Source organism: Micromonospora violae, from assembly GCF_004217135.1.
GTDB lineage: Bacteria > Actinomycetota > Actinomycetes > Mycobacteriales > Micromonosporaceae > Micromonospora > Micromonospora violae.
Genome location: NZ_SHKK01000001.1, coordinates 1130352 through 1145435, shown reverse-complemented (window position 1 = coordinate 1145435; position 15084 = coordinate 1130352). Strand labels below are relative to the sequence as shown.

Here is a 15084-nt window from a genome sequence, read left to right as displayed (position 1 = left end):
TGCGGTCCGGCGCGTCCCGCGCGGCAGAGCACGTTCTCCTGCCCCACCAGGAAAAGCTCCCGGTCGCGTCGGCGACACGTCGACGCAGGTCCCCGGGCATGGCGCGGCCCCGGCCCGACGCGCGTTGCCGTCGGACCGGGGCGGTGGTCGGCCGGTCAGTACTCGCCGCGCCCGAAGGCCGCCAGCTCGGCGGAGTGCACGGGATTGCTGACGTACGTGGCGCCGATCGGGGCCGTCACCCGGCACCAGGCGTCGAGCCGGCCCACGTCGATGCCGGCGGCGCTCGCCAGCTCGTCGCGGCGGCGCACCATCTCCGCGCGGTCCAGACCCTCCAGCACGTAGTCCACGGCGTCGAAGCAGGGGTCACCAGCGCAGGCCATCGGGTCGATCGCCACCAGGCCCCTGCCTCCGCCGCTGAGCACGTTGCCGAGGTGCAGGTCCCCGTGCAGCAGCACGGTGTCGGTGGGCACCGCGAACAGGTCGTCGCGCAGCCGCTTGGACCCGCTCAGGTCGGCGCCCCGGCGCGTCGCCGAGTTGAACAGCACATCGATCCAGTCCGCCAGTTGACGGGGAGCGGCAGCCGGGTCGCCCGCGCCGTGCAGATCAGTGAGGAAGGCTGCGTACTCCCGCGGTGAGGGCGGCTGCGGCATCTTCTCCACGAGGGTGCCGGGGTGGATCGCTTCGAGCAGGACGGCGCCCTTGGCCGACTCCCGCACCGCCGGCACCCGTCCGCTGGAGGCGAACTGGCGCAGCATGTCCACCTCCTCCCGCACGGCGTAGCTGTCCGGGGACAGCTTGAGCACCGCGTCGCCGAGCGGGCCCACACACCGGAACACCACCGATGAGTTGCCGGACTTGAGCGGGTCACCGAGAGTCAACTCCCACTGCTCGACGAGGTCGTCGAGCCGCTGGCGCAGCGTGCCCACCCAGCGGTGCGCGGCCCGGCCGAACCGTGGCTCCAGTCGGTTGGCGATCGCGTCCAGGTCCAGGCTCATCCCGCTCACCCCCGCACCGACCGCGCGCCGGCGTACGCGGCCGCGCCCGGCGCCACGACACCACGCCTGCCGGCCAGCAGAACGCTGCCACCAGGCACCAGTGGTGAATGGGAGCCGGGCGGCCCGGGGCGCCCCAACCGCGCCCGGCGGGCGACCTCGATCGCCTCGTACCGGTCAGAAACATTCAATTTGCTAAAGATGATGGAAATATGATTGCTGACCGTTTTCGGGGACAGATTCAACTTCGCGGCGATCGCCACGTTGCGCATACCCGAGGCAATCAGTTCCAGCACCTCCCGCTCGCGGGCGGTCAGCTCCGGGAAGAGCTGCTGGTTACGGGGCTCCAGGCTCAGTTGTCCGATGAGCTTGTCGGCCACCCGGGGGCCGAGGATGACCTCACCCGTCGCGAGGCCCCGGATCGTCCGGACGATGCCGTCGCCCGGGCAGCTCTTGAGCACGTAGCCCCGGGCGCCCGCCCACATGGCCGCGAGGATCGCGTGTTCGTCCTCAACCGCGGTGAAGACCAGCACCGCTGTCGAGGGCGACACCCGGTTGATCTCCTGGATCGTCACCCCCGCCTGAAACCCCGGCAGCTCGACGTCGAGAACGAGCACGTCGGGACGTGTGGCGGTGGCCAGCGCCAACGCCTCCCGCGCGGACGCCGCCTCACCTGTCACGGCGATCTCAGCCGACGGCGACAACAGGGCGTGCAGGCCCCTGCGCACCACCGGCTGAGCGTCGGCCAGGGCCACCGTCACCGCGTCGGGTTGTGTCTCCGCCGTGACTTCCTCCGGATGCCGCCTCATGTTCCGAGCCAGTTCCGAGGCCGAGCCAACGCTGACCATCTATCCACCTCACCCCGTCCGAACGGCCCGCGGTGTCTTAGTCGCGCGGGGAAACGCCGCGGTAGCGCCGACCCCGCGTCGTGATGAACATCTACTCACGGCCAACAGAACAACACAAGAAGTGATCCCGGGAACGGGCTCGGTCAGCCTTTTGACGCATCGGAAAACCGAACCAAACTTTCCGTCCTGGCCCTGACGAAGCCGTCCACAGCGGACCTTTCACGGGCGGTCAACGTTCCACCGACCCGGGAGTCCACGGGGGAATTTCCCGGCCGATCCGGGACGTCGTCCCGTACGCGCGACACCTGTCGCCCTGTCCGCCGGACACTGCCGCCGCCAGGATTGACCCATGCCCTTGTCACGAGTGACGGACGTTGTCGCCGGCCTGGTACCGACCGACCCGCTCCGCAGGAAGCTGATCGCGATCCGACTGGCCGAGTCCATCGGCAAGGGAGTCTTCCTCAGCGGCAGCGTCGTCTACTTCACGCTGCGTGTCGGGCTCGACGCCCGGCAGGTGGGCCTGGGCCTGTCGGCCGCCGGCCTGTCCGCCTTCGTCTCGTCGGTCCTGTTCGGTGTGATCGCCGACCGGGTGGGTGCCCGCCGCCTGCTCGTCATCCTGTTCGCCGCGCTGGCGGTCGGATTCGGGCTCTACAGCCTTGTCGACAGCGCGACCGCCTTCTTCGCGCTGGTGGTCACCGTCGGCTTCCTCGAGTACGGCACCGGCCCGACCAACGGTGCCCTCATCGGCAACCTCGTGCCCGCCGAGGAGCGGGTGAAACTCAAGGCCATGATGCGGTCGGTGTTCAACATCGGATTCAGCATCGGTATCGGCGTGGCGGCCGTCGCCGCCCTCAGCCAACGGCTGCTCGTGCTGATCCCCCTCACCACTGCCGCGTTGATGGCCGGCGCCGCGCTGCTCGTCACCCGCCTGCCCGACGTGCCGCCGCGTCCCGCACCGGTGGGCTTCAAGCGTTTCGCCGCAGTCCGCGACCTACGCTTCCTCGCGGTGATCGGCGTCTCGACGATCCTCGCCTCGCACGTCAGCATCATCCTGGTGACGATGCCGCTCTGGGCGCTCAACCGCACCGACCTGCCGCACTTCCTGATTCCTCTGCTGCTGATCGTCAACACCGCGTTCGTCATCCTGTTCCAGGTACGGGCCAGCCGGGGCGCGGACACCGTGCACGGCGCTGGTCGGCTCGCCCGGCGCTCCGGCTACTGGCTGGCCGGCGGCTGCGCGGTCCTGGCGGTGACCGCGCTCGACGACAACGTGGTCCTGGCGTCCGTGGCGATCGTCGCCGCCGTGCTGATCCTCTCCGTGGCCGAGGTGATGCAGGCCGCCTCCGGTTGGGGGCTCGCGTTCGGCCTCGCCCCCGAGCACGCTCAGGGCGAGTACCTGGGGGCGTTCGACCTGCACGTGATCACGCAGAACATCATCGGCCCGGCGGCGCTCTCCGGCCTGGTCATCGCCTTCGGCTTCTGGGGATGGCTGGGCATCGCCGTCGCCGCGCTCGTCGCATCGGCGCTGATCATCCCGGCCGCCAACCGCAGCGCTGTCACGCTGGTCCGCGAGACGGCCCCGGCCTCCACTACCTGACGCCGCCGAGGCAGAGGTCAATCTTGAACCACAGGTCCCCGGAGGCCGGGTCCCAACCACGCACCTAGCGGATACGTCGCATGCCGGGCGATCAGCTGCCGATGCCAGAGCGGCAGCATGGCCGGCGTGACAAAGAGGACCGGTCATCGGGCTCGGGGCAGCAGCCGGGAAAACGTCGCCAGCGCCATCCGATCTTCGGGTTGCAGGTCCGGGCGGTGGACCTGCCAGCGCAGGACCACCACCTGGTGCCGCAGCACCAGGAGTTCAACGTCCTTGGTGCCGCCGTCGGGGGCAAGTTGGTGAGTATCTGCAGGACCCGGCGTAGCAGTAGGTACTCCAGCGAAGCCGTCATGGCCTCGATCGTTGCGGTGCCAGCGGGGTGGACGTCGGACAAAACCGCGCGCAGCCCTGATCCGAGTTTGCGAGCCCTGGAGGCTGATCAAGGATGGGTTTACGAAGGTTCTCGACTGGCTGGCCAAGGGCGAGCGTCAGGGATGATCGCCGGCAAGAGGCAGTCCCGTGAGTCGGCGGCCTCTATGGAGTCGCGCGACACAACGATCGCCTCTTCTTTGCCAGTGCCGAGATCTTTGGCTGAGATGTGGAGAATGCCGTTGGCATCGATGTCGACGGTGACCTCGATCTGTGGAACCCCACGCGGCGCTGGAGGCAGACCGGCCAGCTCGAGCGTGGCAAGCTTCTCATTGTCAGCGGCGATCTCGCATTCGCCGCTGAAGACCTGGATCACCACGGACGGCTGGTTGTCGTCGGCCGTCGTGAAAACCTCGGATCGCTTGGTCGGAATGGAGCTATTCCGATCGATGATCTTCGAGAAGCGACCGTTCACTGTCTCGATTCCAACCGAGATCGAAATCATATCGAGTAGTAGAACATCCTTGATTTCGCCGGTAAGCATGCCAGCATGCAGTGCGGCTCCGAGCGCGATCGCCTCGTCGGGATGGACAGCAGTCGACGGACTCTTACCTGTGAGGCCCTGGACGAGCTCCCGCACGGCCGGCATGCGGGTCGAGCCGCCCACGAGAATGACTTGATCCACATCTTCGGCCGGGATGCCTGCGTCCGCGAAGACCTGCTGCACGGGCAAACAGCACCGCTCCATGAGATGAGCCGTGATGCTCTCGAACTGCGATCGGGTCACAATCCGAGTCAGATGCACAGGCTGACCATGCACATGACCGAGGTAGGGCAAACTAATGGGCACCTCTGTCAGCTCAGACAGTTCAATCTTCGTCCGCTCGGCCTCCTCCCGCAGCCGTTGCATCGACGCCTTGTCCTCGGACACGTCAAGCCCGAGATCGGAAAGGCACAACGCCTTGAGGTAATCGAAAAGCGCCTGGTCCCAGTCGTCGCCCCCGAGATGGTCGTCGCCGGAAGTAGCCCTTACCTCAACAAGGCCTTCGCCAATCTCCAACAGCGACACGTCCAGCGTGCCACCACCGAGGTCGAAGACCATAACGGTCTGCTCGTTGGGTTGGTTTAGGCCGTAGGCAAGCGCTGCAGCCGTCGGTTCGTTTATGAAACGAGATGTCTCGACACCGGCCGCCTTGGCTGCCCGGCGAAGCGATTCACGCTGAGCGACGGTGAACTTGGTGGGCACCGTGATGACGGCAGTGGTCACCGCCTCACCGAGCTGGGACTCCGCGTCCAGCCGGAGTCGTTCGAGGACCAGCGTCGCTATGGTCGCCGCATCATATTCTTGGCCAGCAACCGTCAAATGCCAGTCAGTACCGAGCTTCCTTTTAACTGACTGAACGGTATGTCTGGGTGCGAGCACCGCCCGCCGTTTCGCGGGCTCGCCGACGAGCACGTCGCCGCGTGGCGAGAAACCGACCACGCTGGGGGTGATCCTCGTCGCGAAATGGTTCACGATGATGCTGGACGTGCCGGCTTCTACCACCGCCACTGAGGAGTTGGTTGTCCCGAAATCAATGCCAACCGATCGCCCGCGGACACGCTCCGCCTGGTCGGAAGCAAGGGTAGATCCGATTACAACGGGTGGAGCCCCCGTCACGTGAGCGTCCCAGACGGCCCGCGCCCGCTCCCGCACCGCATCGTCGGAGTCACGGGCCAGAGGCACTAACGCTTCGCGCGCCGCCGCTCGACCCCGCACATCATCGCTTTCCAGTAGCCGTTCGAGGGCGAGGGTTGCGCCGAAGCGCAACCAAGGCTCGCCTTGGACGATTGCGTGGTGCAGTGTGGGCGACAATTGCGCCATCTCGCCGCCGAGAGTGAGTGCGGCGGGGCTACGTGCGAGGTAGAGCGAGCCGGTAAGCCTGTTGACCGAGAACTCGGGCGTCTGATCTGGGGCCTTCTGCGGAACCGCCTCGCGCACGTATGCGAAGAGGTCTTGCACGCTCAAAAAGCCGTCGCCGTCCACATCGCCGGCACCTGTGCGCAACGCTTCCACCACGGCCGAGGTGAACACCGACGGTTGGTCCCGTCTCGCGCTGGACAGGTCGGTGTCGTAGGCAAACTGTAGGGCTGAGCATGCCGTGATCACTGCCATTCCGCTGCCATCGAAGTGAGCGCTAAGGGTGACTGCGGGTGGCCCACTGCGAGTGGTCCGGACGCCCTTGACGTAGGTGCCGCTGTAACAACAGTCGAGCAGCAGGACGATCCGCCTGGACCGCGATCGGTCGACCTGCTCATTGACGAATGAGGCGTCAATGCCGGTTGCGGCTAGATAGTCGTATTCCGTGTCCCGGGACACGAAGTAGAGTTGGTTACGTTGATCCCGGCGGCCGTGGCAGGACATGTGCAACAACAGCAAATCGTCCTTGGTGCCGCTCGCGAAGAAGCCCTCGATCTGTCTCCGCACCGTCCGGCTGTCCGCATCCGGAACTACGGCGACGTCAAATTCGCCGATGGTGCGGCTACCCAGAACTGCCGCTAGCTCACGAGCGTCGGCCGCAGCGCCAGGTAATTCACTGAAGCGGTCGTCGTCGTACTTCTGGTTGGCGACGATTAGCGCTCGTTTACGCACGCTGAGCTTTTTCCAACGTCGATTTGACAAAATGCTCGACCAAAGCCTGCTGTTGCTCCATCGTGGCGTTGGAGACAACGAGCCGGGAGCCATTCAGCTCGATTTCTACGTGCTGGACCTGCTGACGGCCACGCCAGTCGCGGATCCGCTGAATTACGTCGGCTAGTAGCCCGGTCTCCAGAGCCACCTGGACGACAAGTGCACCGACCTCGAGAAGTTCAACCCCGCGCGTGCCAGGCAGGACGGGCTGGCCCGACCTTCTCTCCGCGCTACCGACGCCGGACTCAAGAATGACCTCGCGCAGATCTATCGCAAGTTCGTCGAGCTGCTCTGACGTCGATTGATCGTCTTTGATCCGAATTAGTAGCGTCACCATGACGTCTCCCATCCGCCACCCCTTTCGTTATGACACGTTATCGAACCACGCCAACCGGTAGCAGGCCAGCCCGAAGGGATCAAGGACAACGAAATGCCGACGCTCGTGCTCCCGAACGCTAGTGCCGCAGCCGACGTGATCGTAAGCCGCGAGCCGTCCGCGGTGCCCCCGTCGGAGCCGTCAATCCTCTTGTCATGTCAGGGCGTTGTTGGCGTGGAGCCCAGATGGGCACGGCTACTGTAGTACTCCAGCCGCACCTGGTGAGTACTAGCCCGGGGACGAGCCTTGCCGGTTCGGTACGTCCGGTCCGTCGGCCAGCCCCGGCTGCTATCCCGAAGGGTCTTCGCCTCGGTCGGGAAAGCTGCACCCGTGGCGCCCCGAAGGCTCACCGGGGCCGCGTTGATTCCATGCAGGTGTGAACATGCGCGGCGGTGGAAGACTCCCCTACAGGATTTGCCAGCGCAGCCGCTGCCGGTTGCCCTGTAGTGATGACGCTATGAAGCCGCCCGCCGCCCGGACAACGACGGATTGCCGACATGCAACCTGTCGTTGTCCGGCTCGGGACAGCCATCGTGAATCGGTCGTTACGTCGGAACGATCGTCAGACGGTGGTGCGGGACCATTGTTGGTTGGTGCCGGTGTTGCAGGTGTATTGCTTGAGGACCACGCCGTCGGCGGTCGAGAGGGCGGGGACGTCGACGCACTTGTTGCTGTGTCGGGCGCGCAGTTGGAAGTAGGTGCCGTTGGTGATCATCTGGAATTGTTGGTTGGTGCCGGTGCCGCAGGTGTACTGGATGAGTTCGGTGCCGTCGGCGGTTGAGGCGTTCACCACGTCGAGGCACTTGCCGCTGTGTCGGCTGATGATGCGCCAGTAGCCGCTGCCGGCGTCCTGGAACTGCCACTGCTGCCACGCGCTGCCGCTGTAGGTGTACTGGCCGACGCGTGCGCCGTTGTCGGTATTGGGTTGCTGGACGTCCATGGCCTTGCCGCTGTGCCGCACCGTGATCCGGTAGAACGTGCCCGTCGACGGCGGTGGCGTCGTCGGACCACCGCCGATGGTGTCGCCCCAGGCGTAGCGGATCTGGTCCGCGCCGGAGGTGTTACGCACGCTCAGGTTGAGGTTCGTGCCGCTGCCGCTGAGAGCGAACATCGAGTACCAGTCGTACCCGATGCTGCCCGGCTTGCCACCGAGCGCCGGCCAGTACGTGCCGCCCATCTGGTTGTCGCGCATCACCTGCGCCATGGCCCGGATGTAGCGCACGAAGTTGTCGCCGCTTGCCGCGTCGGCGTAGTTACGGCCATCGCTCATCGGCGCACCGAACTCCGTCGCGACCGCCCGCGACGCGCAGGCACCCAGGCGGGCCTGGATGTGGCTACGGAACGCGTCATAGGTCATCGCACCGTAGAAGAACGCGTAATAGTGGAACGACAGCAGCGTCGAGGCGAACCGGCTGTCCGCGCAGATGTCGCGCAGGTCCTGACTGAACCCGGTACCACCGATCAACACCCGCCCGGGCACCGCCGAGTAGTGATAGCTGAGCCAGTTCGCCGCCACCGTGCGCCACTCCGCCGAACTGTAACCATGCGGCTCATTCATCGGCTCGAAGTACACGTTCGTGTTCGAACCGTACGTGTTCGTCACCGTGGACCACATCGCGTTCCACGCGGCGAGGTTCGTGATCCGACCACCCGAGGCCGCACCATCCTCCCAATACGCCAGGATGACCTTGAAACCCCGATCAGTGGCGGCATCGATCGCACCCCGATACGCCTCCCACCACGCCGTCCCCACCGTATGCGTGTTGATCGGCAACCGGACCGTGTTCACCCCCAGGGTGGACGCCATATCGTCGTACAACGCGTTGGCCTTCGCCCGCACCGTCGCATTGCTGTCAGACAAACTCAAACCCTGCACCACCAACGGCCCAGTACTGAAGTTGTCACCCAGAACCGCCCAGTTCATACCCCGAAACTGGCTCGTGGCGGCGGTGGCCGGCGACGACGCCACGACGACGACGCCAACCATCGCCGTCATCGCGGTCACCAGCGCGATCAGCAGGCGGCGCAACCGGGTGCTCGGCGATACGTGTCCATGGAACGACTTCCTCTGTGTCATGACATGTCCAATCGGTGGGGGTCACAGTCGGGGTTCAGCTGGTCACGCGGAAGGTGGCGTCGGCGCGGCTCCGCGCATCGGGGATCAGGTCGAGCCGGGGTCCCACTGACGTCACTACAGGCCCAGGCCCCGCAGGGTCGGTACGGTCTGGCCCACCCAGGCGAGGTCGGCGTCCTCGCGTGCGCCCTGGGTGCGTTGTGTGCCGGCCAGGAACCACAGGAAGTAGGTGGTGTAGCCGGGTGCGCTGACGACGGTGTGGTACCCCTCGGGCATCATCTGCATCACATGGTCACGGATGGTGACGTTCTCCTCGTACCCGTCGTCGGTGTAGACCCGGCTGATGCCGAAACCGTTCGCCGGGCTGACCCGGTAGTAGTACATCTCCTCGTGTGCGGCCTCGGCGGGCAGGTCGTCGACCTTGTGCCGGTGTGGCGGGTAGGTGCTCCAGTTGCCCGAGGGCGTGTAGGTCTCGCCGACGATGAGCCGGCGGGCGGGCAGCTCCGGCTGGGAGATCTCGGTGAGGATCTGGTGGTAGGTACGGCCGAAGTTGGCCGCTCCCCAACGCCCGCCCGCGACCTGCTCCGGCGCGATGACATAGGGGTCGGTGGCCAGCTCACTGGGCGCGCTCGGTAGGGCGATCTCCACGGCGGTGACGGCTTCGACGGTCACCGAGGAGCCGGCCGGGAGGTAGACGGAGTGCGGCTTGCCGGAGAAGACGTCCGGACGTTGGCCGACCTGCGGGAAGTGGCGGCCGGCGACGGTGAAGTTGGCCGTTCCACCCAGGATGACGGCAAGGATCTCCCGGTCCCCGGACTCGCCGGTCCAGGACTCGCCGGCCGACAGCCGCAGCAGGGTGAAGTCGAGCAGCCGGCAGGGATTGACGGGCAGCGTGTTCCGGCCTTCGGCGGCGGGAATGGTGCAGTGGTAGCGGTAGTCCATGGTCACCTTTCGGGATGTGGGGCGGAACGGGTGGGTCGCGGGGTCACCAGGGGCTGGCCCACCCGGGGATGGTGGCGCGGGTGAGGGCTTCCAGGTAGAAGTAGTCGCCCCACAGGGTTCCCTCGTCGACGCCGACGCCCTTGGGCTTGTCGTAGACGCCGTGCAGGATCAGCGCGTTCGAGGCCGGATGGCCGTTGGTGGAGTAGTGGTCGATGAGCGAGCGCAGGATCTCGGCGGCGGCCCTGCGGTACCGGTCGGCGCTGGCCGTGTCGGTGAGGCCGTCCGCCAGTTCGACCAGGCCACAGGCGGCGATGGCCGCGGCCGAGCTGTCCCGCTCCTGACCGCTGCCGTCGCCGAACTCCAGATCCCAGTACGCGACGCGGTCGTCGGGCAGGCAGGCGAGGAAGTGGTCGGCGCAGGTCCTGGCGGCGGCGAGCAGGGCGGGATCGCCGAGGTGCCGGTGGTTGAGGCTGAAGCCGTAGATACCCCAGGCCTGTCCCCGGGCCCAGCAGGAGTGGTCGGCGTGGCCCTGTTCGGTCTCCCCACGCAGTGGGGCACCGCTGACCGTGTCCCAGTAGAAGGTGTGGAAGGTGGTGCCGTCCGGACGCAGGATGTGCTGGCGCAGTTGAGCGGTGTGCCGGCGGGCCGCGGCGGCGTAGCGGTCGTCGCCGGTGGTCTTGCTGGCCCAGAAGAGCAGCGGCGTGTTCATGAGGCTGTCGATGATCGTGCGGCCGCGTTGGCGGGGGTCGTTCAGGTCGCCCCAGGCCTGGATGATTCCGGCGGGTTCGAGGACACGCGTCATCAGGTGGTCCGCGGCGGCGAGAGCCGCGTCTCGGGCCCGCGGGTCGCCGGTACGACGAGCCGGGGTGACGCAGGAGAGGGTGTAGAGGAACCCGAGATCGTGGGTGTCCAGGTCGATGCCGCCGGTCATCCGGGCCGCGAAGCTGTCCACGTGCGACATCGCGGCCTGCAGGTAACGATCGTCACCGGTCAGGTCGTGTGCCAGCCAGAGCATGCCCGGCCAGAAGCTGGTGGTCCAGCCGACGTTGGCGCCCTCGGGCTGGCCGGCACTCGGTGGCCGGAGCAGATAGCGGTTGGCGTCGGTGGTGTCCCCGGGGTACCGGTCGTCGAAGGTGACGATGTTCGCGTCGACGGTACGTATCGCGGCGGCCACCGCGGCGGCCGTGGCTTCTGCGTCGGAGCTGGGACGGACGTCGGTCGCCGTCATGGATGCTGTTCTCCCTCGTGTGTCCGGTCGGTGCCGGGCAGGTGTGTCATCGGCGTCCCGGCTCGGTGGCCGGCACGTGGTGTTCCGGGGCTCGGGGTGCGGTCGCCAGCGGATCGAGAGCGGGGCGCATGGTGAATCGGCTGTTGGCCCACACGACGTAGAGCAGTGGCGCGGCGGCGAGACCGAGCGCGATCGCGGGGCGGGCCGCCAGAAGCTGGGCGAGCAGCGCGAGCACGAGCAGCGACGCGGCGGTGAGGTACCACCGGCGCACCGCCAGATACACGCAGGCGCGAGCCACCTCGCGCAGTGGCGCGGTGGGCCGCTCGGCGACGGTCACCAACCCGAGCAGCGTGGTCGCGACGGTGAGGACGATCAGGGTCGCCAGCACCGGCAGTGCGAGTGCCCCCACCCGGTGGCCCCACGCGGCGCGGGCGTCGACGGCGAGCACGACCAGGGCGGCCATGGCCGCGGCCGTCCAGAGCATCGCCGGCCGGGCGGTGGCTCGCCAGGCGCGGCCGTAGGTGCGCAGCACCCCGCCGGAGTCGCCGGCGGAGTAGGCGGACATGACCGCGAAGATCGCGCAGAGCCCCGGCGCGCAGAGCGGGGCGGTGAGCGCGTACAGCGGCCAGGAGCGCGCCACCTCGGTGGTGAACGCGAGCGTCACCAGCGGCAGGCAGCCGAGCACCAGCAGCAGGTTGCTGACGAGCGCGGTGTAGACGCCGTCGAAGACGGCGGTGATGGTGTCGTGGCGCGAACGCATGGGCCTCAGCCCTTCAGTCCGGTCGAGGCGATGCCCTCGGTGAAGTAGCGCTGGCCGAGCAGGAAGATGACCGCGACGGGCAGCACGGACAGCACGGAGCCCGTCATGATCAACGCGTACTCGGCGTTGTACTGGGAGATGAAGGTGTTCAGCCCCAACTGGATGGTGCGCAGCTCCGGACTGCGCAGGTAGATCAGTGGGCCGAGGTAGTCGTTCCAGGTGGTCGTGAACATCAGCAGGGCCAGGCTGGCGAGCGCCGGCCGGGACAACGGCAGGATGATCCGTCGGTAGATGCCGTACTCGCTGAGCCCGTCAACCCGCGCCGCTTCGCTGAGCTCCTCGGGGATCGTCTCGTAGAACTGCTTCATCAGGAACACGCCAACCGCGCCGAACGCCTGGATCGCGACGATCGACCACAGCGTGTTCGACAGGTGCAGCTTCGACATGAGGATGAACTGCGGGATCATGTACGACTGCCAGGGCACGGCGATCGTCCCGACGTACGCCAGGAAGAGCACGTTACGGCCGGGGAAGCGGACACGGGCGAAGCCGTAGGCCGCGAAGCTGCCGGTGAACACCTGTAGGAGGGTGACGATCACCGACAACAGCAGGGTGTTCCCCAACCACGTCGTCATGTCCGAGCGCTGCCAGATGTCGACGTAGTTACGCCACACCACGGGATCGGGGAGCCAGGTGATCGGGATGGTGAAGACGTCGTTGTTGGTCTTCAACGACGCCACCACCATCCAGAAGAACGGCAGCAGGAGCCCGGCCGCCGCGAGCACGAGGGCGGCGTACCCGACGAGCCGCCCGCCCCGGGACCTGACACGTCGGGCGGAGGTTCCGTGTTTGCCGGGCGCGGCGATGGCCCGGACGGGCGTGGCGAGGTCGGTCGCGGTCATCAGCTATTCCTCCGCTTGTTGACCATGAACTGGATGACCGTGATGCCGAAGCAGATGGCGAACAGGACGATGGAGACCGCCGAGGCGTAACCGAACTGGTTCTCCTCGAAGCCCTTCTGGTAGATGTACTGCGAGAGCACCAGGGTCGACTGGCCCGGTCCGCCGCCGGTCATCACGAGGATGAGGTCGAAGACCTTGAAACTTTCGATGGTGAGCAGCACCGTGACGAAGAACGTGGTGTGCCGCAGGCCGGGCAGGGTCACGTGCACGAACCGCTGCCACGGTGAGGCGCCGTCGGTCTCGGCCGCCTCGTAGAGCTGGGCCGGGATGGTCTGCAGGCCGGCCAGGAACAGCAGCATGTAGTAGCCCATGTACCGCCAGGTGCCGACGATGATGACCGCCGGCATCGACCAGGTCGCCGACGCGGTCCAGCCCGGCGGGTTGTCCACCCCGACGGCGCCGAGGAGAGCGTTGATCGGGCCGTACTCCGGGCTGAAGAGTTGGTTCCAGACGACCGCGATCGCCACGATCGAGGTGATGTAGGGGAAGAAGGCGATGGTACGGAAGAACCGCACGCCGCGCAGCTTGCGGTTGAGCAGCAGCGCCAGCCCGAGTGCTGCCGCGAGGGTCAACGGGATGTGGAAGACGGCGTAGTAGACGGTGTTGCGCAGTGCGGTCCAGAAGCTCGCGTCGTTCCACATCCGCCGGAAGTTGGCAGTGCCGGTCCACTCGGCCACCCCGAAGACGTTCCAGTTGGTGAAGGCCACGTAGAACAGCACGGCGACGGGTAGCAGGGTGAGCGCGGCGAAGCCGACGAAGTTGGGAAGGATGAACGACCAGCCGGCGACCGTGTTGCGCGACACCAGCCGCCGGTTCCTGGGTCTCGTGCGCGGCAATGTTGCCATAGGGAGTCTCCGGAAGCGTTCGGCCTGGGGGCGGGACCGGCGTGCGGCTCAGGCGCGCCGGGCCCGCCATCAGCTCACTGGTTGAGGACTTCGTTCTTGGCGCGGGACTGCGCCTTGCTCAGCTCCGCGTCGACGCCCTTGCTGTCGGAGAGGATCGCCGAGTGCGTCTCGTTGAGAAGGTTCTGCAGGCCGGCGGTGTGCTTCGACACCGGGTTCTCCGGCTTGATGGTGTGCGTGGCGTAGGCGAACTTCGACAGGTCATCCTGCGGTACGCCGTCCAGCCCGAACAGCGACGCGGTGACCGCGTCGGTGACCTGGGCCGGGGTGATGCCGATCCCGGCCAGCGCCTTGCCGGCCTCCGGGCCGGCCGCGTACTTGAGGAAGTCCTTGGCCGCGGCGGTCTTGGACTTGCTGATCTTCGGGTTGATCCCCAGGGCGGTCGGGTCACCGAAGGTGACAGGTGTGGCGGAGGTGCCGGTGGTGGACTTGTCGAACTGCGGCGCCGGGGCGATCCCCCACTGGAACGTGTCGGCGTCACCGCTCTTTCGCTGGTTGAGCAGCGTGGCCACGTACCAGGTGCCCATCAGCAGCATCGCCGACTGCTGCTTGCCGAACTGCGCCTGGTAGGTGAGCTTGTTGGTCTTCGCGGTGCCGAAGGTCGGCTGCGCGCCGGCCGCCTGCAAATCCAGTGACCGCTCGTAGTACGGCTTCAGGTAGCCGAAGTCCCCGGAGAGCAGGTCGGCGTTGGGGGTCTGGGCGAGCGCGAAGCCCTGCACCGTCGACTGGAAGGTGTGCTGGTAGGCGCCTGTCGCGTTCGAGCCGGCCCCCTTCAGCCCGGTGTGCAGCCGCTTCGCCGCGTCGGTGTAGTCGTCCCAGGTCCAACTGCCGTCCGGCGGCGCCACCTTCGCCTTCGCGAACAGGTCCTTGTTGTAGAACAACACCCACGAGTCCTGCCGGTACGGCGCCGCGTACGTCTTGCCGTCCACCTGGTACGACGCCAGCGCCGGGACCGAATCGAGACCGGAGGTGGCGTCGGAGACATCCAGCAGCTGACCACCGCTCTGGTACGTGTAGAAGTTCTTGAGGTTCTTCATGACGTAGACGTCCGGGGCGGTGCCGGCGGCCAGGTCCGTGATCATCTGGGTGTCGTAGTCGTTGCCTGCGGCGTACTCCTTGAGCTCCACCGTCACGTTCGGGTGGGTCGCCTTGAAGCCGTCGGCGAGCGTCTTGAACTCTGGCGTGGACGACAGACTCCAGCCGGCCAGGGTGATCGTCACCGGGGCGTTGGGGTCAACTGGCTCGTCTCCGCCGCCGCAACCGGCGAGAACAAGTGTCAGGGCCGTCGCGGCGCTGATGACGGCCGGTATCGCACGCTTCATCCCTCTCTCCTTCAGGTCAAGGGCCCGGACGGGCCCGCACT

At 66.9% G+C, this 15084-nt stretch carries 12 protein-coding genes; 1 reads left to right on the top strand and 11 read right to left on the bottom strand.

From position 1 onward, the window contains the following. Nucleotides 1–155 precede the first annotated feature (155 nt). Together EV382_RS05115 and EV382_RS05110 are read right to left on the bottom strand one after the other, a co-directional pair. Entirely contained in the window at nt 156–995 is an 840-nt protein-coding gene (locus EV382_RS05115) for an aminoglycoside phosphotransferase family protein (RefSeq protein WP_130400457.1), read from the bottom strand. Nucleotides 996–1000: 5 nt separating this feature from the next. Then, nucleotides 1001–1801, bottom strand: coding sequence for a LuxR C-terminal-related transcriptional regulator (locus tag EV382_RS05110; RefSeq protein WP_130400456.1), 801 nt, complete (start codon nt 1799–1801; stop codon nt 1001–1003). A gap of 388 nt (nt 1802–2189) precedes the next feature. On the opposite strand from EV382_RS05110, the gene EV382_RS05105 reads away from it, so the two are divergent. Continuing rightward, the gene (locus tag EV382_RS05105) at nt 2190–3437 is read left to right on the top strand and encodes an MFS transporter (RefSeq protein ID WP_130400455.1); all 1248 of its coding nucleotides are present in this window, start codon (nt 2190–2192) and stop codon (nt 3435–3437) included. A 451-nt stretch (nt 3438–3888) separates the two neighbouring features. Here EV382_RS05105 and EV382_RS05100 read toward each other — a convergent pair whose 3' ends face one another. The 9 genes from EV382_RS05100 to EV382_RS05060 form a co-directional block, all read right to left on the bottom strand. Then, the gene (locus EV382_RS05100) at nt 3889–6438 is read right to left on the bottom strand and encodes a caspase, EACC1-associated type (RefSeq protein WP_165435713.1); all 2550 of its coding nucleotides are present in this window, start codon (nt 6436–6438) and stop codon (nt 3889–3891) included. Then, entirely contained in the window at nt 6431–6826 is a 396-nt protein-coding gene (locus EV382_RS05095; protein WP_130400453.1) for a hypothetical protein, read from the bottom strand. Before EV382_RS05095 ends, EV382_RS05100 begins: the two co-directional genes overlap by 8 nt. 589 nt (nt 6827–7415) lie before the next feature. Next, the gene (locus tag EV382_RS05090; protein WP_130400452.1) at nt 7416–8930 is read right to left on the bottom strand and encodes an RICIN domain-containing protein; all 1515 of its coding nucleotides are present in this window, start codon (nt 8928–8930) and stop codon (nt 7416–7418) included. 114 nt (nt 8931–9044) lie between these two features. Beyond that, the gene (gene iolB, locus EV382_RS05085) at nt 9045–9869 is read right to left on the bottom strand and encodes a 5-deoxy-glucuronate isomerase (protein WP_208758314.1); all 825 of its coding nucleotides are present in this window, start codon (nt 9867–9869) and stop codon (nt 9045–9047) included. 43 nt (nt 9870–9912) lie between these two features. Then, the gene (locus tag EV382_RS05080) at nt 9913–11097 is read right to left on the bottom strand and encodes a glycoside hydrolase family 88 protein (RefSeq protein ID WP_130400451.1); all 1185 of its coding nucleotides are present in this window, start codon (nt 11095–11097) and stop codon (nt 9913–9915) included. A gap of 46 nt (nt 11098–11143) precedes the next feature. Next, on the bottom strand, nt 11144–11857 hold the full coding sequence (locus EV382_RS05075; protein ID WP_130400450.1) for a ferredoxin-NADPH reductase: 714 nt from the start codon (nt 11855–11857) through the stop codon (nt 11144–11146). A gap of 5 nt (nt 11858–11862) precedes the next feature. Continuing rightward, nucleotides 11863–12759: a carbohydrate ABC transporter permease gene (locus EV382_RS05070; protein WP_130400449.1), complete on the bottom strand. Its 897-nt coding sequence runs from the start codon at nt 12757–12759 to the stop codon at nt 11863–11865. Beyond that, nucleotides 12759–13622 carry a carbohydrate ABC transporter permease gene (locus EV382_RS05065; protein ID WP_244236542.1) on the bottom strand — a complete coding sequence of 288 codons (864 nt, stop codon included), beginning with the start codon at nt 13620–13622 and terminating at the stop codon, nt 12759–12761. Before EV382_RS05065 ends, EV382_RS05070 begins: the two co-directional genes overlap by 1 nt. Before the next feature lie 116 nt (nt 13623–13738). Then, on the bottom strand, nt 13739–15043 hold the full coding sequence (locus EV382_RS05060) for an ABC transporter substrate-binding protein (RefSeq protein WP_130400447.1): 1305 nt from the start codon (nt 15041–15043) through the stop codon (nt 13739–13741). Nucleotides 15044–15084 lie beyond the last annotated feature (41 nt).

Coding starts and splice junctions, on each gene's coding strand:
- EV382_RS05115 (WP_130400457.1), bottom strand. CDS start 995: ATGAGCCTGGACCTGGACGCGATCGCCAACCGACTGGAGCCACGGTTC.
- EV382_RS05110 (WP_130400456.1), bottom strand. CDS start 1,801: ATGAGGCGGCATCCGGAGGAAGTCACGGCGGAGACACAACCCGACGCG.
- EV382_RS05105 (WP_130400455.1), top strand. CDS start 2,190: ATGCCCTTGTCACGAGTGACGGACGTTGTCGCCGGCCTGGTACCGACC.
- EV382_RS05095 (WP_130400453.1), bottom strand. CDS start 6,826: ATGGGAGACGTCATGGTGACGCTACTAATTCGGATCAAAGACGATCAA.
- EV382_RS05090 (WP_130400452.1), bottom strand. CDS start 8,930: ATGACACAGAGGAAGTCGTTCCATGGACACGTATCGCCGAGCACCCGG.
- iolB (WP_208758314.1), bottom strand. CDS start 9,869: ATGGACTACCGCTACCACTGCACCATTCCCGCCGCCGAAGGCCGGAAC.
- EV382_RS05080 (WP_130400451.1), bottom strand. CDS start 11,097: ATGACGGCGACCGACGTCCGTCCCAGCTCCGACGCAGAAGCCACGGCC.
- EV382_RS05075 (WP_130400450.1), bottom strand. CDS start 11,857: ATGCGTTCGCGCCACGACACCATCACCGCCGTCTTCGACGGCGTCTAC.
- EV382_RS05070 (WP_130400449.1), bottom strand. CDS start 12,759: ATGACCGCGACCGACCTCGCCACGCCCGTCCGGGCCATCGCCGCGCCC.
- EV382_RS05060 (WP_130400447.1), bottom strand. CDS start 15,043: ATGAAGCGTGCGATACCGGCCGTCATCAGCGCCGCGACGGCCCTGACA.